Here is an 18,093-nt window from a genome sequence, read left to right on the forward strand (position 1 = left end):
GCGAGCCACGGTAATCGCTCGGCGGACCGATTCAGACCGAGGCGCCCCGGCGAACGGCCTGGCGATGGTCGGCGGCGACCTGCAGTCCGAACACGCCGAACCAGGCGATCGCCAGTGTCGCAGCCGTGAATTCGAGGTTCCCGCCCAGCGCGGTGTCTCCGCGGAAGAGGGCGATCATCGCCCCGGTGAAGGAGGTGACACCGACCGCGACGAGAGTGATCACGCTCGTCGCCCGCATCCAGGGACGACGGCGGATCACCGCGACCTGCCCCATGGCGACGATCGCGAGGACGAACCCCAGCACCGCGAACGTGATGTGCAGGAGATCCTGAGGGAGCGAGCCGGGAGTGAAGGGGACGGGACAACCCGGCGAGCACGTGACGACGGAGGCGACGCCGAAGCAGAGCCCGCAGATCAGCAGGGTCGTCGCCACCGGCCATCCCACGACGTAGCCCACCGGTCGCGCGACGAGCGCGCGGTCCACCAACACCGCGGCTACGGCGAGCAGCAGCAGCGCGAGGTTGAACACCGGCGCCGTGGGCATCGCGGTCGCGCCCAACTGACTGACGTACTGCACGCTCGGATCCCAGGCGCGACACAACCAGATGAGGGCGGCGCTGCCGAATGCGGCGGCAGCGCCCACGTTCGCCAGCAGAGCGGGCCGACGGGGGGCGTCTCGACGGACTCCCGAGACGGGCCGCTCGACGGTTTCGGTCATGGGTCCTCCCGGGTGGCGCCCGGCCACACTATCGCTTCGCCCCGTCGCCCCGCCTCGCGTGGTGAGGTGTTCGGCCGTCAGGGTGATTTCCGGGCCGTTGGGCTTCAGTCTGCCCACGCGACGTCGGATGCTTGATTCAGCGGGCAGAGCGAACGCGGCGCATGCGAGCCGGGGGGCCGCAAACGCAAGATGCCGACGCTCTGCCCGCACCTTCTTCTCCGCGAGCGACCCGCCGCCAGCGTCTGATGATCTCTGATGCATCGACGGGTGATAACGCTCAGTCAGCCCCTCAGACGGCTTGCGCGACGTGCGATGCTCGACCTCGAGCAGCGGCGCGAACGGTTCTCCCCCAGGTTCCCGACCCGCCGACCGGCTGCTCAAGGAGGCACGGTTTCGCGGTCACGGCACCCGAACGGCGAGACCGTGCCTCCGCTCCGGCGGCTCGCTAGGCTAGCGGCGAACGGGAGGGAGCCCCATGACGAAGCGGTCGACGCATCGCCCGGTGGCCGTTTTCCTCTGCGTCGCGTCGGCGGCGGTGTTGGCCGCCCCCACGCTCTTCTTCCCGGCCGACTCCCCCACGGAGCCCAAGCTGGGCCTGCTCGCGATCGGCACGGTGCTCTTCGCCCTCGGGACGATCCGCATTCGCACCGAGCACGCGACTTCGCCGATCGATGGAGACGTCACCGGGGACTGAGCGCCTCGAGTTCTTCCGCGGCGACGATCGAGATCGGTTCCGTGGGGAGGTCCCACGTGGCAGGAAGGTTCATTGCTCTCTTTCACCGGGAGGAGACGTTGTTCAGCGGGCGATCGGGGTGCGACGGCGACGGGACCACTCGAGGTCCCGTCCGACCGCCCCCTCGAACCCGCTCAGGCCGCTCGAGCGAGCGAGCGAGCCGACTTGGCACCCGGCGAAGCAGGACGGGTGGCGGAGCCGGCCTGGGCCGGTTCGTCGACGGGGATGTCGAGGCTCAGCCCTCGCGAGGAGTTGGCGTCGTTCGCCATGCGCTTGAGGAGGTTCTGGTCGAGAGCCTCGGGCTGCTCGGACTCGAACACGAAGCGCAGCGGAATGGACGGCTGCAGCCAGATCGTCGATCGGCCGGTGGGCTCGTCGGCGCCGTGGATCCACGAGAGCGTGAAGCTCTCGCCACGTCGCAGTTTCGTGGCGACCACGACTTTGACGTGCGCCAACATGCGGTCGTCGATGCTGATCGGCTCGGTCGTCGTGCCGTAGTAGAGCTTCGCCATGATGTACCCCTCTGCTCGTTGCTCGTGTGAGAACTTACTAGGTAGACTAGCGAATAGGCAAGCGAGATATTAGGAATCAGATGACGACCGAAGATCCGTCACCGCCCTCGTACTGGTACAGCGAGAACCGGGAAGACGAGCGCGGAGCGCGCATCATGGAGGCCATGCGGTCGTACCGCGCGGCCGAGATGACGATGCGCCGACGCACGCAGGACTCCATGGCGATGGGCGAGAACGAACTGCTCGTCCTGCGCTTCCTCACTCGAGCGGCCAGTGCCCACCGCGACGTGACCCCGATCGATCTCGCCCGTCACCTGGGCGTGTCCACGGCATCGGTCACCGCCCTCCTCGACCGCCTCGAGCGCTCCGGTCACCTGACCCGCAAGTCGCACCCCGTGGACCGGCGCAAGGTGCTCGTCTCGACGACCGCCCACGCGGATGACGAGATGCGCGAGACCCTCACCGCGATGCACGCTCGAATGATGCAGGCCACACGCGGCATGACCGAGAGCGAGACCGATGCCGTGACGGCGTTCCTCCTCCGCATGCGCTGCGCCGTCGCCAATTCGTGCGCCGACGCCGGCGACACGTGCTGCATGATCGCCCGGGCTTCGTCCGCGGCATCCGACACCGTTTCCGGACCGCCCGTCGCCCACCCCGACGCCGCGTGACGGCCACCACGCGGGCGGAGAGATCATTCCGCCACGCGGACGACCTCTTCCACCACGCGAGGATCGGCGAGCACGCGGAAATGGCCGCCCGTGGGCAGGGGCACGTTGCGTGCGCCCGCCAGCTCGCTGCCCTCCGGGATGTGCGGGTCGAAGACGCCGTAGATCGAGACGATGCGCGCATTGACCTCGACGGCCGCGGACAGCGCCCGCATCGTCGCGTCTCCTGAAGCGAAGGCGCGCAAGGAGGGCGTCGGCATGACCCTGCTGTAGCGCGAGCCGCCGAACGGCGTCGCCACGGCCACCATCGCCCTGACGCGGTCGCCGAGCGGGCTGAACGCCATCAGGTGCTTGCCGATGAGGCCGCCTTTGCTGTGCGCCACCAGCACGACGTCGTCGAGGCCCCTCTTCTCGAGGAGAGAGCCCAGACGGCGAGCCTGCTCGGTGATCGGCCGACGGTTGTCGCCGAGCTCGGTCACCGCGTGGACGGGGTGGCCCCTGTCGTGCAGCACCCGGGCGAGGGGTTCGAGGAAGCGCCAGGTCTCGTAGATGCCCGGGAGCAGAACGATCGGCGTGCCGGTTCCGCCCGTCAACCCATCGGGGAGCGACCGACCAAAGGCCGCCCGTCGCTGGGCGGCGAGCGCGTAGCCGTAATCGCGCACCCACCACCCCAGGTTCCGCGCCCGGGCACCGGGCGTCCTCGGGTCGCGTGGGGGCACGGCATCCGTCGACATCCGCCCATCCTCGCGGCCTCATCGCGAGCGCGGAGGCGGGTTGCTCTGCACAGGCCTCCGTGCGACGCAACCCCGGCGTCCGCCCCGCTGCGGCCGCCGTAGGGTGTCGCCATGGAAACCTCGGACATCCGCTGGAACGAGCCGGCCCGCCAGAAGATCCTCGACGACGCCGACAAGGTGCTGCGCGAGGCCGTCGTCGCCGTGGCACGCGAGGGCGAGGGGATCTCGTCGGACGAGGCCTTCGCCCAGATCAACGCCCGGATCAAGGATCGCTTCATCGACTACGAGCCCGGCCCCGACATCCGCACCTACGCCGACGCGATCGCCGCCGGGGAGATCCCCACCGACGACGCGTGATGGCCCGCGGTTCCCTTCTCCCCGCCGGCCGGCAATTCGTCCTGACCTGGGGCGTGCCACGAGATTACGGCGGTCTCACCGCGGCGCTGTTCCAACGCTCGCGGCTGTTCGCCGGGCTCGGCAAGACGGCGGTCCACGTCCTCACCTGCGACGATCACGACGACCGGGTGGCGGTGTCCGCCGAGCTCGCTCGTCGCGGAGCCCTCACCGACGGGGTGCGACTGATCAATCTCTGGGATTGGCTGCGCGGAAACGATCTGCGCGGTCGGGCCGTCGGCGCGGGAGCGGGTTTCTCCCCGCTCGACGACGACGCGGATGCCGAGTACTCCGGTGAGACGCTCGTGCGACGGATCCGCACCGATGCCACCGGCGCCGTCGTCCAGATCGACCATCTGCGCCCGGACGGGACCCTCGCCGCGAGCGACCGGCGGGACGTACCGCACGCCTCCGGACGCGCACGCCGCGTGATCGTGACGTGCGACGCGACCGGTGCGCCTCGGTCGGCGTGGCGGGGGGTGCGTGAGCTCTACGCGGCGTGGCTCGACCGACTCACCGCCGGCGGACCCTCCTTCCTGCTCGTCGACAGCAAGGCGATGGCGCGGTTCGCAGCGGGATACCGCCGACCCGGAGTCACCGTGCTGCACGTGGTGCACGGCTCGCACCTCACCGACGACGGCACCTCGATCCGCCCTTCGCGCGCGGAGGTCTTCTCCCGCCTGAGCGCGTTCGACGCCGTCGTGTTCTGCACCGCACGCCAGGCGGGCGACGTCCGACGAGAGGTGGGGGTGCTCCCCCTGTTGGCCGCTGTTCCGCATCCGGTGACGATCCCCGAGGCCGACCTCGTTCGGCCGCGATCGGGTGCGACGGTGATCGCTCGTCTCGAACCCATCAAGCGGGTCGAGGATGCGATCGAGGCTGTCGCCCGCGCCCGCTCCCGCCTGGGCGACCTGACCCTCGACGTCTACGGCGACGGCCCCGCACGCCCCGCTCTCGAACGTCTCGCGGGAGAGGGAGTCCGCTTCCACGGATTCCAGCCCGGGGCTCGAGACACCCTCGCGTCGGCCGGGTTCCTCCTGCTGACCAGCCGGTCGGAAGCGTTCTCGCTCGTGGTCGCCGAGGCGATGGCGGCGGGCTGCCTCCCGATCGCCTACGACGTGGCGTATGGGCCTCGTGAACTGATCGCCCACGGCAGCACCGGGTGGCTGGTCCCCCCGGGTGACGTGGACGCGCTCGCCGCCGCCCTCGTCGACGCCTCATCCCTCGACGCCGCATCGCTGCAACGCATGCGGCGCCGCGCGCGCGACCGCGCCCGCGCGTACGACGAGAACGCCGTGCTCGCGCGGTGGGGTCTCACGCTTCGGCGCGCCCGACGCCGGCACCGCGCGCGTCAGTCCACCTGGCGTGTGCGCGAAACCCTTCGGCGCCGCCTTCGGATTGGCTGAATTCCGGCAGGAGAGCCGGCGGCCGGGCGTACTGTTTCTGTACCCGGCCCCGGCATCGCCGGCGCGGATGACGCCTCATCTCGGCGTCCGCGACGACTCCCGCCCGTCGAGCCCGTCCCCCACCTGGCTCCGGACGGGGGTCGTCGTCCGGCTCAGCGGTCCTCGCCGTAGCCCTTGATGCTGCGCAGGTCGTCCTTCAGATCCTGCTGGGCCGGGTCGTCGTCCTGCACCGCAGCGTCCGCCGCCCGCTGCTCGCGCGCGCCGTCCTTCTTCTCCTCGACACCGGCGTCGGTGGCGCCGTCCATGACGGGAGCGTCCTGGGTCTCTTCGCGATCGGTCATCGTCGTCCTCCTCGGTACGGGTCGTGACCGCATCCTCCCCTCCGCGCGAGGGGATCGGCCGGGGCTTGCGCACCCCCGGCCGCGGATGCTCAGACCCCGTGGTGCGACGGGTGCCGGCGCTCGAGCGCCGAGCCCTCCACGTCGACGTTCGGCACGATGCGGTCGAGCCATTTCGGCAGCCACCACGCCGCTCCGCCGAGCACGTGCATGAGGGCCGGCATCAGCAGCATGCGCACGATGAAGGCGTCGAACAGCACGCCCAGGGCGAGCCCGAGCCCCATCGACTTGATGATGACGGAATCGGAGGCGATGAAGCCGGAGAACACCGCGATCATGATGATCGCCGCCGCGGCGACCACGGTGCGTCCCGCCCGGAAGCCCTGCGCGACAGCGAGTCGCGGAGCGGCGCCGTGCGCCCAGGCCTCGCGCATACCGGTGGCGAGGAAGAGCTGGTAGTCCATCGCGAGCCCGAACAGGATGCCGACGAGGATCACCGGGAGGAAACTCAGGATCGGCCCGGGGTTGTGGACGCCGAGCACCTCGCCGAGCCAGCCCCACTGGAAGACCGCGGTCACCGCCCCGTAGGTGGCGAACAGCGACAGCACGAATCCGAGGGTGGCGATCAGGGGCACCAGCAGCGAGCGGAAGACCGCCACCATGATGAGGAACGACAACCCGACGACGACGACGAGGTAGATGGGCAGGACGTCGGCGAGCCCCTCGGAGATGTCGATGTTGATGGCCGCGGCCCCGGCCACCCCGAGCACGATGTCTCCATCGACCGGCGGGATGGCGCGCAGATCGCGCACGAGTCGATCGGTCGACACCGCATTGGGCCCCTCGGCGGGGATCACCTGGAAGGCGGCGAGACGGCGGTCCTCCGACACGGCGACGGGCGCCACGGCCACCACGTCGTCTTGAGCGAAGAGCTCGCGGGCGACGTCGAGCTGGATGCCCTGCACGTCGGCCTCGGCCGTGTCCGCCGGCAGCGCCGCGGTCACCAGCAGAGGAGCGTTCGCTCCGGCGCCGAACGCGTCTTGGGTCCAGGTGAAGGCCTGATACGCGGTCGAGTCCTCCGCCTCCGAGCCGCCGTCGGGAAGCCCCAGACGCATCGACAGCGCGGGGATGGCGACGACGAGCAGGGCGAGGGTCGCCACGAGCATCGTGATGACCGCCCGCACGGTCGACATGGGTGCGACGGGGGCGCCGGCGGTGGGGATCGAACCGGTGCGGGCGGCGCGGCGCGGATGCTCCTCGGCATCCGTCGGAGCGACTCCCGTGCGAGCGGCGCGGCGCGGGTGTTCGGCCGCCTCGAGCGCGGCGACGCGGGCGCGGGCGCGACGACCCAGGATCCGCAGCCCCGAAAGGCCCAGCAGCGCGGGGGTGAGCGAGACCGCGATGAGGACGGCGACCAGGACGCTGACCGCACCCGCGGTGCCCATCAGCCCCAGGAAGGGGATGCCGGTGATGTTCAGGGCCAGCAGCGCCACGATGACCGTGGTGCCGGCGAAGACCACGGCGTTGCCCGCAGTGCCGTTGGCGAGGCCGATCGACTCGACGACGTCCGCCCCCTGCAGGACCTGCCGGCGGTGCCGGTAGAGGATAAACAGCGCGTAGTCGATGCCGACGGCGAGGCCGAGCATGACTCCGAGGATCGGGGTGACGGATGCCATCTGCACGACACCCGAGAACGACAGGGTAGCCATCGCACCGATGGCCACACCCACGAGCGCGGTGATGATCGGGAAGGAGGCCGCCAGCAGCGAGCCCAGCACGACGATGAGCACGATCGCGGCGATCGCGACGCCGATCGCCTCGCCGACGCCGAGGATCTCGGGCACCCCCTGCGAGATCTCGGTGTTGAACGCGACGTCGACGCCGGCGACCGGATCCGAGGTGAAGTGGGCGACGACCGCCTGCTTCGATTCCTCCGAGAGCTCGAGCCGAGGCTCGCTGAAGGACACGTTGACGATGGCCGTCGACCCGTCCTCGGACACCAGCCGCACGGCATCCGCGAATCCGAGCAGCTCCGAGCCCTGGTCGAGCTGGGTCTGCTGCGCCTCGAGTTGCGCGCGCCCGTCCGTCAGCTGCGTCTGCTGGTCGCCGAGCGCCGCGCGCTGCTGATCGAGCTGGGTCTGCTGCGCGGAGAGCGCCGACAGCTGCGCGGCCTTCTGCGCCTCGGGCAGCGGCGCGGCCTCGAGCTGCGCACGCGCCGCGTCGAGCTGCTGCTGACCCGCGTCGAGCTGAGCGGTGCCGGCGTCGAGCTGTTGCTGGCCCGAGGTGAGCTGCGCGCGCGCCGCCTCGAGCTGCTGAGCACCGTCGGTGACCTGCTGCCGCTGGTCGTCGAGCTGCTGCTGCGCCGAGAACGGATCCGTCACGCGCGCCACGTCGGGGAGGTCGCCGTCGGAGGCGACCAGCGCGCTGATGGCGCTCTTCTGCGCGTCGTCGAGGGCCGAACCGTCGTCGGTGCGGAACACGACCGCGCCCGCTGCGCCGGCGAAGTCGGGCAACTCGCCCTCGAGTTCGGCGATGACGTCGCCGGATGCCGTGCCGGGGATGTCGAAGCTCGAGCTCAGGCCCTTGAATCCGATCAGGAAGCCGCCGACGACGACGCCGAGGATGACCACCCAGGCGATGATGACCGTCCACGCGCGCCGAGCGGCGAAGGTCCCGAGACGGTGCAGAAATTCGGCCATGCGGTGTTCCTCTCGTGCGGTGCGCACGCAGGAGCACCGTCGGCTCCGACCAGTGGGGCTAAGATAACACGCACCGTCTCGTCTCGATCCCGTTGGACATCGTCCAGAATGTGTGTCATGGCACTTCCGCGCAGTGGCCCGATCCGCAGCGAAGCCGCGCGCCTGGCCATCCTCGACGCGGCCGTCGCCCTGTTCGCCGAGCACGGCTACGACCACCTGACGATCGAGGGCATCGCCCGCCGCGCCGGCGTGGGGAAGCAGACGATCTACCGCTGGTGGCCGAGCAAGGGCGACGTGCTCGCCGAAGCGATTCTCGAGGGACGACTGCTCGGACCCCAGCGCGAGGTCCCCGACACCGGCGACCCGCGCGCCGACCTGGCCGCGTGGCTGACCGAGATCTTCACCTTGCGCGCGAGCGCCGACGGAGAAGGACTGCTGCGCTCCCTCGTCGCCGCCTCCGCCGGCAGCGCCGAAACCGGTCGGCGCCTGCGATCCGAGATCCTGGCCGCGCCGCTGATGGACCGCTTGTCACGAGCGATGGGCGACGCCGGCGGTCCGCGTCTCGAAGCGGCCGCCGATGCTCTCCTCGGCGCGGTGATCCTGCGCGCGCTGAGCCGTGAGCACTTCGCCTCCGCCGACATGCTGGCGCTGGTCGACGTCGTCGTCGGCCCGCCCCCGCACTGAACGAAATACCACAACGGGGCTCTCAGCGTCCAGCCCCGCAGCGCACAGCGGCATCCCGTACAATCGCTTTCAACAAGGGGAGTACTCCCACCGCGACGATCTCGTCAATACGGACCACGCCATCGTGAGCCCGGGACGTCGGCCCTCTCGCCGGGGCGGAAGAGACCTTGGTGTCTTGTTGTACACCTATTTCCCTTGGAGGTCGCCATGGGCGTCACCCCCCTTATCTGGATCATCACGATCGCGGTCACCATCGCGTTCTTCGTGTTCGAGTTCTTCGCGCACGTGCGCAAGCCGCATGAGCCGACGATCGGCGAATCCGCGCGCTGGTCCGCCTTCTACATCGGGCTTGCGCTCCTGTTCGGCGTCGGCATCGGCGTCGTGTCGGGCTGGACCTACGGTGGTGAGTACTTCGCCGGGTACCTGACCGAGAAGGCACTATCGATCGACAACCTCTTCGTCTTCCTCATCATCATGACCGGCTTCGCCGTGCCGAAGAAGTATCAGCAGAAGGTGCTGATGGTCGGCATCGTGATCGCGCTGATCATGCGCGGTGCGTTCATCGCCGTCGGCGCCGCCCTCATCGAGAACTTCTCCTGGATCTTCTACATCTTCGGCGCCCTGCTGCTGTTCCTGGCCTACCGCCAGGCCTTCGCCCACGGCGAGAGCGACCCGGCCAACGGCAAGTTCATGAGGTTCGTCCGCCGCGTCCTCCCCGTCACCGAGGAGTACAGCGAAGACAAGCTGACCGTGAAGAAGGACGGCAAGCGCTTCGTCACCCCGATGCTGCTCGTCATCATCGCGATCGGCTTCATCGACCTCGTCTTCGCCGTCGACTCGATCCCCGCGATCTACGGCCTGACGAACGAGGCATACATCGTCTTCACCGCCAACGCCTTCGCTTTGATGGGACTGCGTCAGCTGTACTTCCTCATCGGCGGCCTGCTTGAGCGCCTGGTCTACCTCGCCCAGGGCCTCGCCGTCATCCTGGCCTTCATCGGCGTCAAGCTCGTGTTCCACGCCCTGCACGTCAACGAGCTGCCCTTCATCAACGGCGGCGAGCCGCTGCTGTGGGTGCCCGAGATCCCCATCTGGTTCTCGCTGCTGTTCATCGCCGCGACCGTCGCCGTCGCCACGATCGCCAGCCTGCGCAAGACCCGCAACGACGACAAGAAGAAGGAACGCGAGACCTTCGACGGCGAGAAGGTGATCCACGCCCCCGAGGACTGACCCTTCGACGACGGGCCCGCGGCAGCCGCCGCGGGCCCGTCGTCGTTCCCTGCCGCATCCGAGGTGTCGGCGCAACCCCGGCGATCCCCCTCGAGGTCGCACCTACCGTGGCCGCATGACGCGATTCGGCTACACCCTCATGACCGAGCAGAGCGGCCCGAAGGCCCTCGTTGACTATGCCGTCGGCGCCGAACGCGCCGGCTACGACTTCCTCGTCTCCAGCGATCACTACTCGCCGTGGCTCACCAGCCAGGGGCACGCCCCGTACGCGTGGACGGTTCTCGGCGCGGTCGCGCAGGCGACCACCGATGTCGAACTCATGACCTATGTCACCTGCCCGACGATCCGGTATCACCCGGCCGTCGTCGCGCAGAAGGCCGCCACCCTGCAGTTGCTCTCCGACGGACGCTTCACGCTCGGCCTCGGTTCGGGTGAGAACCTGAACGAGCACGTGGTCGGAGAGGGGTGGCCCGCGGTGCACGCGCGTCAGGACATGCTCGTCGAGGCGATCGAGATCATCCGCGCCCTGCACACGGGCGACCTCGTGACGTACGACGGCGAGTACTTCCGCGTCGACTCCGCTCGCGTCTGGGACGCTCCCGACGGCGGGGTCCCGATCGGGGTCGCGGTGTCGGGCGAACACTCCATCAAGCGATTCGCCCCGCTGGGCGACCACCTCATCACCACCGAACCCGAAGCCGATCTCATCGCCGGCTGGGACGAGCACCATGAGGGCGAGTCCCGCAAGATCGGCCAGATCCCCATCAGCTGGGACCCGGACAAGGGCGCCGCGATCGAGCGTGCGCACGACCAGTTCCGATGGTTCGCCGGCGGATGGGCCGTCAACTCCGATCTGCCGACCCCGGCCGGGTTCGCGGGCGCGTCGCAGTTCGTGCGCCCGGAGGACGTCGCCGACTCCATCGCGTGCGGCCCCGATCTCGACGAACTCGCCGAGAGCGTGCGCCCGTTCATCGACGCCGGTTTCACCGACATCGCCATCGTGCAGGTCGGCGACGCCCAGCAGCAGCGGTTCGTCGACGAGGTCGCAGCTCCGCTGCTGGAGAAGCTCCGCGCCCTCTGATCCCTCGGATCGACCCGCCGCGGGGGCGCGCACCTCATGCGTCCCCCGGCGGCATCCGGGGTCCGCCTCACCGGGTCGCGACGTATCCCGCCTCGCGCACCCACTCCTCGAGGCGCCACACCGGGAGGCGGAAGACCCGCGCCACGGCGACGGAGGAATGGTTTGCCTCGGCCACCGCGGCGATCGCGAACTCGCGGAGCGAACGGAACTCCCGACCTGCGAGCACTCCCTCGCGGAGGTCGGCGAACGTCCGCGGCTGTCGGGGCGGGGTCTGACCCTGCACCACCAAGACGTACGGCGACATCTGCTCGACCCCGTGGGCGGCCGCACGGCGGTGCACCGATTCCGCGGCGGACGTGGCGTGCGAGGCGGTGTCCCCACGGCCCGCGTCGATCACTCCGGCGGGCACGTGGCTCGACACGGGCACGCTGACGGAGGCCACGGGCGGTGCCGGTACCGGAGCAGTCCATGGGGCGGGCGGGAGCGCACCTCCCCACGTCTTCTCGGTCGGCGTCGCCGCCGGTGGCGCGAGGCTTGCACCCGAGGTCGCCTCCGGCATCGCCGGTGGCGCCACGGCCGTCGTCCAGGCCGCGGGCGGAAGGTCGCCTCCCCAGACGACCTCGCTGGGCACGACGTAGGGGCTGGGCGCCGGCGCGGCTTTCGCCTCGGGCATCCACGGCGCCGGAGGGAGTTCGCCGCCCCAGATGACCTCGCTGGGAACGACGTACGCGCTCGCGGGCTCGGCCGGTGCCGCCGTGCGTACCGGGTCGGCGAAGAGCTCGGCGACGTCGACCTCGAAGGTCTCGGCCAGAGCGACGAGGGTCGCCAGCGAGGCCGTCGTCCGACCGGCTTCGAGTGCGCGCACCCGCGACTCCGACAGCCCCGCTTCGAAGGACAGGGCCGTGATCGACAGATCGCGTTCCTCACGCATGCGGCGCACGCGAGCAGCCAAGGTGTGCAGGACTTCGTCGAGGCGATCCGCCTCCGGTGCGTCGCTCACGCGCTCACTCCCGTCTCACGCGAGGCGCGATCGGCCTCGTCGACCCACTGTTGCAGACGCCAATGCTGTATCCGGAACAGGCGCGCGATGGTGGTGACGGAGTAACCGCCCTCCCGCACCGCCGCGACGGCGAAGTCCTGGAGCGAGGCGAACGTGCGCCCCTCCAGGGGCCCCGTCCGCAGATCGGCGAAGGATCGGGGCCGAACGCGCCCCGGACGGACCCCACCACGCGGGGTCGCGACCGGCTCCGCCGTCGCGAACCGCTCCCCCGGCGTCCACGACCCCGGACCCCGCGGAATGCGTGAGCCCGCGACACCGACGGGCGTCGGAGACGTCGCTCCGACGAGCACCGGAGCGGCCACTGCCGCCGGCTCCTCGTCGACCGGGCGCGCCGCTTCGACGACGCCACCCGGGTAGGCGGCCATCTGCTCCTCACCGTGGCGCAGCAGTGCCTCACGCAGCAGGTCGCGCAAGCGCTGATGCTCGCGACGGCGACGCCACAGCACGGGCACGCCGATCGCGGGGATCAGCAGCACGAGGGCCCACATCCACATCATCGGATGCTCGTTCATCCACCCGACCCATGCCCATTGGAACGTCCAGGCGGACTGATCGTTGTCGGCCTGCATGGTGCGCGCCCCCGACCACAGGGCGACCGCGTCCTGACCGACGCCGCGCAGCACGTTGCCGGTGATGTCGGCGCGGGCTCCCTCAGCCAGTTCGACCGCGTATCCGGATGCCACGGTCATGTCGTTGCCGCGCACGATGACGGCCGCGCGCGTCAACTCCAGCGCGATGCGGCGGCCCACCAAGCGGGAGTCGGACACCGTGGCATCCGTGATCTCGCCCGAGATGTCGAGACCGCGCAGATCTGCGGACGACAGATCGGCGTTCGTGACGGTCAGCCCCGTGGAGGGCCCCTCGACGAGGACGGCCGTGCGCGTCTCGTCGACCGTGGTGCGCCGGATCTCGGTGTCGTCGGTCGAGATGACCCGCACACCGCCCTCGCGATTGCCCGAGATGCGCGACTCGGTGAGCGTGAGCCCTGTGGAGGGGGTGAGCCCGTAGCCGCCGGTCGTCGGTCCGTCGGCGAGCGCGGCTCCATCGACCCTCACACCCCATCCGGCCGATCCCTCGACCGTGACGTCGTCGAGAGTGACGGCGCTGGACTGCCGCGAGACGGCGATTCCGTCGCCCCCGGAACCGGTGACGCTCGTCTTCTGGATGGTGGTTTCGCTCGCCCCGTTGGTGACCTCCACGCCCGTCAGCGTCGAGTCGTCGAAGTGCGAGTCCGTGATCTGGATGCCGTTCGTGTCGGATCCGAAGAACCCGTAGTGCAGTCCCGTCGTCGTGACGTCCTGCAACGCGGCGATCGACCCGCTGCCGCTCCCCGTGATCGAGATCCCGCCCGTGCGACCGCTCCAGAAGCCGAGATCAGAGAGACGTGTCGACACCAGGCCCAGGATGCCGTCGCGCACGCGGATGTACGCGCGCCCGTCGCTCTGATCGACATCGGGGGCGGCCAGCGTGTCGTCCCAGCTGGTCACGGTGACGGGGTGGTCGGCTGTTCCGCCGATCGCGAGGATGCCGCCCCAGCCCACGATGCTCGTGGTGGTGTCCGCCGTGCTGAGCAGGCGCAGGGTGTCCGTGCCCTGAGCTGCGCTCGAATACAGGTCGAGTTCGGCGCCCGCCCGGATGACGACGTTGCGAACGAGGGTCGCGGTCGTGTCGTCGTCGACGCGCACGGCCCCGAGGGCCACGAGGTCGCCGAAGAGGTAACCCGTCTGCTGACCGTTGCGAGGAGCCAGCACCACGGTGTTCCAGGTGTCCAGCAGAGCGGGATCGCCCGCGGGCAGCGCCGCCACCGCGGAGAGCCGGGCGTCCTCCGCCGCGACCCTCTCGGCCGGCGTCTTCGGCTTGTCCGAATCGGCGGAATTCGCCGAGCCCGACGGAGAGGGCGCGACGAGGGGCGTGTCGGACTGTGCGGCCGCGTCCACCCACGGCAGGAACGTGCCGGTGTGCACGAAGTTGCCCGTCAGCACGACCCCCCCGACCAGCACCACGACGGCGACCACCATGGCCACTCGAACCGGGCCGCGGAGGCCGGGCCGGGCGTCCCCGCGCTCCTCCGCCGTCAGCGCGCCGTCGTCATCCACGGCTCACCTCGCCGGTCGCCGCCGCAGCGTGTGCATCCGCACTCGACAGGCCGACGCTCGCCGCCGACTGCCCCTCGCCCCCGAGGCTCGCCTCGGTCTGGCCCTCGCCGCCCGTGGCATCCGCCGAACGCGTCAACCACCCCTGCTTGTTCATCGTGAACAGCGCGTAGACCTTGATGGGCAGCGCCACGAGGATGATCACGAGGGTGACGAGCGGGAGCAGCACGATGTCCTCGGGCCGCCGCCACAGATGCGACATGCCGCGGATGCCGCGACCGACGAACAACCACAGCACGGCCAGTCCCAGGGCGAGCCAGGGGTGGGAAGAACGCACGGAGAGCGCGATGTAACCGAGGGCGACGAACATCGTGAACGGGGTGAGCAGGATCTGCATCATCGTGATCTGAGAGATCAACGGCACCTTGAACACCCAACCGTGCCGGATCGCCGTGAGATAGCAGCGATAGGAGTTCCGGCTCCATCGCACCCGCTGCTTCACGAACGCCCGGAACGTGCCGGGGAACATCGACAGCGCCCGCGCACTGTCCTGATGCGCGACGCGGAATCCCTGCGACAGCACGAGCCACGTCATCCGGCCGTCGTCTCCGGCCACGCACTCGCGCCCGAAGAAGATCTCGTGCTCGAGGTCTTCGACGCGCGGCTGGATCACGGTGCGGCGGTACGCGGCGGTACGACCCGAGGCGCAGATGATCCCCCCGAACCGTCCCATCGCGGGGGCGTAGTCGGTGTACCGCAGGTCGATGATCCAGTCCGCGACGCGGCGCCACACGCTCGATCGCGGAAGGTAGACGTTCTGACGGGTGCTGACGGCGCCGACCGCCGGATCGATGAAGGGCATCTGCACGGCCGCGAGCATGCCCTCGTCCCACGCCGTGTCGGAGTCGACGAACACGATGAGCTCGGTGTCGACCATCCGGATGCCGACGCCGAGGGCCGACCGTTTGCCCCGGTGCTGGAACATGACGACGTCGACGCCCGGGATGCCGAGGGCCTCGATGCGCCGTTGGGCCTCGACGTCGGCGAGGTCGAGCACGATGATGATGCGCGACGGCCCCTGTCGCACCCAGGTGCGAAGGCACCGCACGAGCACGTCGGGGTCCTCGTGGAACGACGGGACGACGACGGTCGTGGTCGTGCGGAAGGCGTTTCGCACGGGACGGGCGGTCGCGGCGAGGATCTTGCGCACCAGCCAGAAGCCCCACGAGACGATCCCGAGGTAGCCGAAGGGCAGCACCCACATGAGCTGCTCACCGAACGAGCCGTCGTGCACCGTGTCCCCTCCTGACGGCCAATGCCGTCGGCTGCGCCAGGGGAGACAGTGAACGATAGCGCGTCCGGTGCCGCCGTGTCGTCAGGTACAGCGACCGGTAACGAGCTCGATACCCGCCGACACGGTGTTGTCACACCCGACGACGTTGCCCGCCGCCTGCGCCGCGCCCGCCAGACGCACTCCGACGCCCGTCGCCGCCGCACGCAGATCCGAGCCGCTGACGGTGTTGCGCTCTCCCCACGGCGCGACGATGACGTGCACCGAGACGGCGTCCACGGGGCCGGTCACGGTCGTGTCCTCGAGCCGCCAGCCGGAGCCCTTCAGGTCGACCGCGCTGTCGACGCTGGCCTCGGTCGCCGTGGCCAGCGTGGAGGCCCGGATGATGCCGTCGCTGGTGCCCTCCTTCACATCGACGGCCTCCGCGGTGGTGTCAGCGACGACGAGCTGTTCGAAGACGTTCCGATCACTGCGGTCGGGCTGACACGCGCTGTAGCGGCACCAGTTCGACTCGGCCGAACCGACGTAGATCCCCTCCCCGAATTCGGGGTCGGTCAGCCCCGTCTGCTCGACCGTGACCGCGCGCACGAGATTGTCGCTGCTCGCCGCACGCAGGTGGAGCCCCTCCTGGCCGACGTGGGAGATACGCAAGCCGGACAACGTCGTGTGCGAGACGCCGTCGAGGACGACGCCCTTCTGCCCACCGCGCACCTCCAGGTCGCGGACGTCCCAGTACGAGGCTCCGTCGAGGTGCAGCGCGTACCCGTCATCGACACTGCCCGCGTCGATCACGCTGTTGGCGACGCCGCACAGGACGATGGGCTGATCGGCGGTCCCTGAGGCGGTGGCGCGGAACCGCCCCGTGTAGGTCGCATCGGCCAGCTGCAGGACGGCCCCGGGCTTCGCGTCATCCAGAGCGCGCTGCAGGGCGTCGGCGTCGGCGCCGACCTGCACCGCCCCGGGCGCGCACGGCTCGTCCGCCGCGGGAAGCGCCGTCGACGCGGTCGACGCGACACCGGGGGCGCATGCGGAGAGCATCAGACCGGCGCTGAGCAGCGCGAGGGATCGAGGAAGGCGGGACATCGGACCGAGTATCGCAGGAGCCCCGCTTCGACGGACCCACGTCCGACCGGCGGCGGGGTCTCCCCCGCCGCCGGCGGATGCGTTCGGCGTCGCAGGGACGCGGGGCCGGACGAACTCAGTCCCGCGCGAAGGTCGCCTTGGCGTCGGCGACCACGGTCGGTTCACGGAACGCGGAGAGCGCCGTTGCGGCGAGCATGAGCGCTCCGTCGGCGATCGTGGGCGGCGCGAGCTCGGCCGAACCGGCGGCCGCGGCGAACTCCCGGGTGTGCGGAGCCACGTCGCGGGCGAGGCAGATCATCGGGTGGATCGACGGCACGACATGGCTGACGTTGCCCATGTCCGTGGAGCCCGCGACCGTGGGGTCGGGCTCGAGATCGCGCCCGAGCACGCCGTAGGCGGCCTCGGCGACGTCGACGAGCGTCGGGTTGGACCGCAACGAGAAGTAGGGTGGCGTGTTCTCCGCGATCTCCACCGTCGTGCCGGTTGCGATCGCCGCACCCTCGAAGCAGTCCCGCACGCGCGGCACGACGTTCGAGAGCAGATGGTCGCGATCTGCCGCCCGCACGAAGATCCGCAGACTCGCGCGCTCGGGGATGATGTTCGGCGCTTGCCCGCCGTTCGTGATGATCGCGTGGATGCGGACGTCATCGGTCATCTGCTGCCGGAGCATCCCGATGGCCGTCAACGCCAGCGTCGCGCCGTCGAGGGCGTTTCGACCGAGTTCGGGCGCCGCCGCCGCATGCGCCGCCTTTCCGTGGAAGTCGATGTCGAGGGCGACGCGCGACAGCGACGAGCCGCGCACGGCATCGGTCCCCGACGGGTGCACCATCATCGCCAGGTCGACGCCGTCGAGCACACCGCCCTCGATCATGGGCACCTTGCCGGCGGCGCCCTCTTCGCCCGGGCTGCCGATGACGACGAGATTCGCGGGCACCGGCGACGCCTCCAACGCATCCTTGACGAGAAGACCCGCGCCGAGACCGCAGGCGGCGATGATGTTGTGCCCGCACGCGTGACCGATCTCCTCGAGGGCGTCGTACTCGCAGAAGATCGCGATGGTCGGGGCGTCGGCATCCGTCGTCGACCAGCGCGCCACGAACGCCGTCTCGAGGCCGGCGAAACCGCGCTCGACGGCGAAGCCCGCCAGCTCGAGTTCGGCCGTCAGGCGCGCGGCGGCGTGCGTCTCCGTGAAGCGGATCTCAGGATGCGCGTGCAGGTCCGCGGCGACGTCGACGAGCGTTGCGAGCCTGCGCTCGAGGAGGGGACGCAGCTCGGTGATCGTGGTCGGCATCGCGTCGATGCTCGCTGCGGCGGCGGAACGCGCGGTGAGAGTGGACATGGGGTGGACCTCCTGGGGGTCTCGGCGGGCG

The 18,093-nt window shown here is 70.2% G+C and carries 17 protein-coding genes; 7 read left to right on the forward strand and 10 right to left on the reverse strand.

The annotated features are described in order from the left end of the window. Window positions 1-31: 31 nt before the first annotated feature. Window positions 32-718 (reverse strand): DUF998 domain-containing protein, encoded by a 687-nt coding sequence (locus ABXS86_RS07625; protein WP_353666131.1) that lies wholly within the window; start codon window positions 716-718, stop codon window positions 32-34. A gap of 475 nt (window positions 719-1,193) precedes the next feature. Between ABXS86_RS07625 and ABXS86_RS07630 the strand changes: the two genes are divergently transcribed. Further along, window positions 1,194-1,412: a hypothetical protein gene (locus ABXS86_RS07630; protein WP_353666132.1), complete on the forward strand. Its 219-nt coding sequence runs from the start codon at window positions 1,194-1,196 to the stop codon at window positions 1,410-1,412. A gap of 173 nt (window positions 1,413-1,585) precedes the next feature. On the opposite strand, the gene ABXS86_RS07635 is transcribed toward ABXS86_RS07630, so the two are convergent. Continuing rightward, on the reverse strand, window positions 1,586-1,963 hold the full coding sequence (locus ABXS86_RS07635; protein ID WP_307209210.1) for a hypothetical protein: 378 nt from the start codon (window positions 1,961-1,963) through the stop codon (window positions 1,586-1,588). Window positions 1,964-2,043: 80 nt separating this feature from the next. Between ABXS86_RS07635 and ABXS86_RS07640 the strand changes: the two genes are divergently transcribed. Next, entirely contained in the window at window positions 2,044-2,634 is a 591-nt protein-coding gene (locus ABXS86_RS07640) for a MarR family winged helix-turn-helix transcriptional regulator (RefSeq protein WP_353666133.1), read from the forward strand. Window positions 2,635-2,657: 23 nt separating this feature from the next. On the opposite strand, the gene ABXS86_RS07645 is transcribed toward ABXS86_RS07640, so the two are convergent. Then, window positions 2,658-3,365, reverse strand: a complete 708-nt coding sequence (locus ABXS86_RS07645; protein ID WP_307209206.1) for an esterase/lipase family protein — start codon at window positions 3,363-3,365, stop codon at window positions 2,658-2,660. A gap of 111 nt (window positions 3,366-3,476) precedes the next feature. Here ABXS86_RS07645 and ABXS86_RS07650 point away from each other — a divergent pair, with 111 nt between their 5' ends. Next, window positions 3,477-3,722, forward strand: coding sequence for a hypothetical protein (locus ABXS86_RS07650; RefSeq protein WP_251506410.1), 246 nt, complete (start codon window positions 3,477-3,479; stop codon window positions 3,720-3,722). Window positions 3,723-3,775: 53 nt separating this feature from the next. After that, complete coding sequence (locus tag ABXS86_RS07655) at window positions 3,776-5,164, forward strand: glycosyltransferase (RefSeq protein WP_353666134.1); 1,389 nt, start codon at window positions 3,776-3,778, stop codon at window positions 5,162-5,164. A 152-nt stretch (window positions 5,165-5,316) separates the two neighbouring features. On the opposite strand, the gene ABXS86_RS07660 is transcribed toward ABXS86_RS07655, so the two are convergent. Beyond that, complete coding sequence (locus ABXS86_RS07660) at window positions 5,317-5,505, reverse strand: hypothetical protein (protein ID WP_144829610.1); 189 nt, start codon at window positions 5,503-5,505, stop codon at window positions 5,317-5,319. Between the two features lie 89 nt (window positions 5,506-5,594). Then, window positions 5,595-8,201, reverse strand: a complete 2,607-nt coding sequence (locus ABXS86_RS07665) for an MMPL family transporter (protein ID WP_353666135.1) — start codon at window positions 8,199-8,201, stop codon at window positions 5,595-5,597. A gap of 117 nt (window positions 8,202-8,318) precedes the next feature. Between ABXS86_RS07665 and ABXS86_RS07670 the strand changes: the two genes are divergently transcribed. The 3 genes from ABXS86_RS07670 to ABXS86_RS07680 all read left to right on the forward strand — a co-directional run bounded on the left by ABXS86_RS07670 (window position 8,319) and on the right by ABXS86_RS07680 (window position 11,196). Continuing rightward, the gene (locus ABXS86_RS07670) at window positions 8,319-8,885 is read left to right on the forward strand and encodes a TetR/AcrR family transcriptional regulator (protein WP_353666136.1); all 567 of its coding nucleotides are present in this window, start codon (window positions 8,319-8,321) and stop codon (window positions 8,883-8,885) included. Window positions 8,886-9,092: 207 nt separating this feature from the next. Further along, a complete protein-coding gene (locus tag ABXS86_RS07675) occupies window positions 9,093-10,115 on the forward strand; it encodes a TerC family protein (protein ID WP_251506399.1) in 1,023 nt (340 codons plus the stop codon). A 115-nt stretch (window positions 10,116-10,230) separates the two neighbouring features. Beyond that, window positions 10,231-11,196, forward strand: coding sequence for an LLM class F420-dependent oxidoreductase (locus ABXS86_RS07680; RefSeq protein WP_307209195.1), 966 nt, complete (start codon window positions 10,231-10,233; stop codon window positions 11,194-11,196). Window positions 11,197-11,263: 67 nt separating this feature from the next. On the opposite strand, the gene ABXS86_RS07685 is transcribed toward ABXS86_RS07680, so the two are convergent. From ABXS86_RS07685 to ABXS86_RS07705, 5 genes are all read right to left on the reverse strand, one after another. Further along, complete coding sequence (locus ABXS86_RS07685; protein ID WP_353666137.1) at window positions 11,264-12,196, reverse strand: helix-turn-helix domain-containing protein; 933 nt, start codon at window positions 12,194-12,196, stop codon at window positions 11,264-11,266. Next, the gene (locus ABXS86_RS07690) at window positions 12,193-14,352 is read right to left on the reverse strand and encodes a right-handed parallel beta-helix repeat-containing protein (protein WP_353666138.1); all 2,160 of its coding nucleotides are present in this window, start codon (window positions 14,350-14,352) and stop codon (window positions 12,193-12,195) included. The genes ABXS86_RS07685 and ABXS86_RS07690 overlap by 4 nt, the downstream gene beginning before the upstream one ends. Next, window positions 14,345-15,643: a glycosyltransferase gene (locus ABXS86_RS07695; protein ID WP_307209189.1), complete on the reverse strand. Its 1,299-nt coding sequence runs from the start codon at window positions 15,641-15,643 to the stop codon at window positions 14,345-14,347. Before ABXS86_RS07695 ends, ABXS86_RS07690 begins: the two co-directional genes overlap by 8 nt. Before the next feature lie 81 nt (window positions 15,644-15,724). Continuing rightward, window positions 15,725-16,723 carry a hypothetical protein gene (locus tag ABXS86_RS07700; RefSeq protein WP_353666139.1) on the reverse strand — a complete coding sequence of 333 codons (999 nt, stop codon included), beginning with the start codon at window positions 16,721-16,723 and terminating at the stop codon, window positions 15,725-15,727. Window positions 16,724-16,838: 115 nt separating this feature from the next. Beyond that, entirely contained in the window at window positions 16,839-18,062 is a 1,224-nt protein-coding gene (locus tag ABXS86_RS07705; protein WP_307209184.1) for a M20 family metallopeptidase, read from the reverse strand. Window positions 18,063-18,093: the final 31 nt, after the last annotated feature.

The organism is Microbacterium sp. che218, from assembly GCF_040436305.1.
Lineage (GTDB): Bacteria > Actinomycetota > Actinomycetes > Actinomycetales > Microbacteriaceae > Microbacterium > Microbacterium algihabitans.

What these genes read in the sequence shown, in the direction of transcription:
- ABXS86_RS07650 (WP_251506410.1), top strand. Translation starts at nt 3,477, where the DNA reads ATGGAAACCTCGGACATCCGCTGGAACGAGCCGGCCCGCCAGAAGATC.
- ABXS86_RS07700 (WP_353666139.1), bottom strand. Translation starts at nt 16,723, where the DNA reads ATGTCCCGCCTTCCTCGATCCCTCGCGCTGCTCAGCGCCGGTCTGATG.
- ABXS86_RS07635 (WP_307209210.1), bottom strand. Translation starts at nt 1,963, where the DNA reads ATGGCGAAGCTCTACTACGGCACGACGACCGAGCCGATCAGCATCGAC.
- ABXS86_RS07625 (WP_353666131.1), bottom strand. Translation starts at nt 718, where the DNA reads ATGACCGAAACCGTCGAGCGGCCCGTCTCGGGAGTCCGTCGAGACGCC.
- ABXS86_RS07670 (WP_353666136.1), top strand. Translation starts at nt 8,319, where the DNA reads ATGGCACTTCCGCGCAGTGGCCCGATCCGCAGCGAAGCCGCGCGCCTG.
- ABXS86_RS07660 (WP_144829610.1), bottom strand. Translation starts at nt 5,505, where the DNA reads ATGACCGATCGCGAAGAGACCCAGGACGCTCCCGTCATGGACGGCGCC.
- ABXS86_RS07630 (WP_353666132.1), top strand. Translation starts at nt 1,194, where the DNA reads ATGACGAAGCGGTCGACGCATCGCCCGGTGGCCGTTTTCCTCTGCGTC.
- ABXS86_RS07675 (WP_251506399.1), top strand. Translation starts at nt 9,093, where the DNA reads ATGGGCGTCACCCCCCTTATCTGGATCATCACGATCGCGGTCACCATC.
- ABXS86_RS07680 (WP_307209195.1), top strand. Translation starts at nt 10,231, where the DNA reads ATGACGCGATTCGGCTACACCCTCATGACCGAGCAGAGCGGCCCGAAG.
- ABXS86_RS07705 (WP_307209184.1), bottom strand. Translation starts at nt 18,062, where the DNA reads ATGTCCACTCTCACCGCGCGTTCCGCCGCCGCAGCGAGCATCGACGCG.
- ABXS86_RS07665 (WP_353666135.1), bottom strand. Translation starts at nt 8,201, where the DNA reads ATGGCCGAATTTCTGCACCGTCTCGGGACCTTCGCCGCTCGGCGCGCG.
- ABXS86_RS07645 (WP_307209206.1), bottom strand. Translation starts at nt 3,365, where the DNA reads ATGTCGACGGATGCCGTGCCCCCACGCGACCCGAGGACGCCCGGTGCC.
- ABXS86_RS07640 (WP_353666133.1), top strand. Translation starts at nt 2,044, where the DNA reads ATGACGACCGAAGATCCGTCACCGCCCTCGTACTGGTACAGCGAGAAC.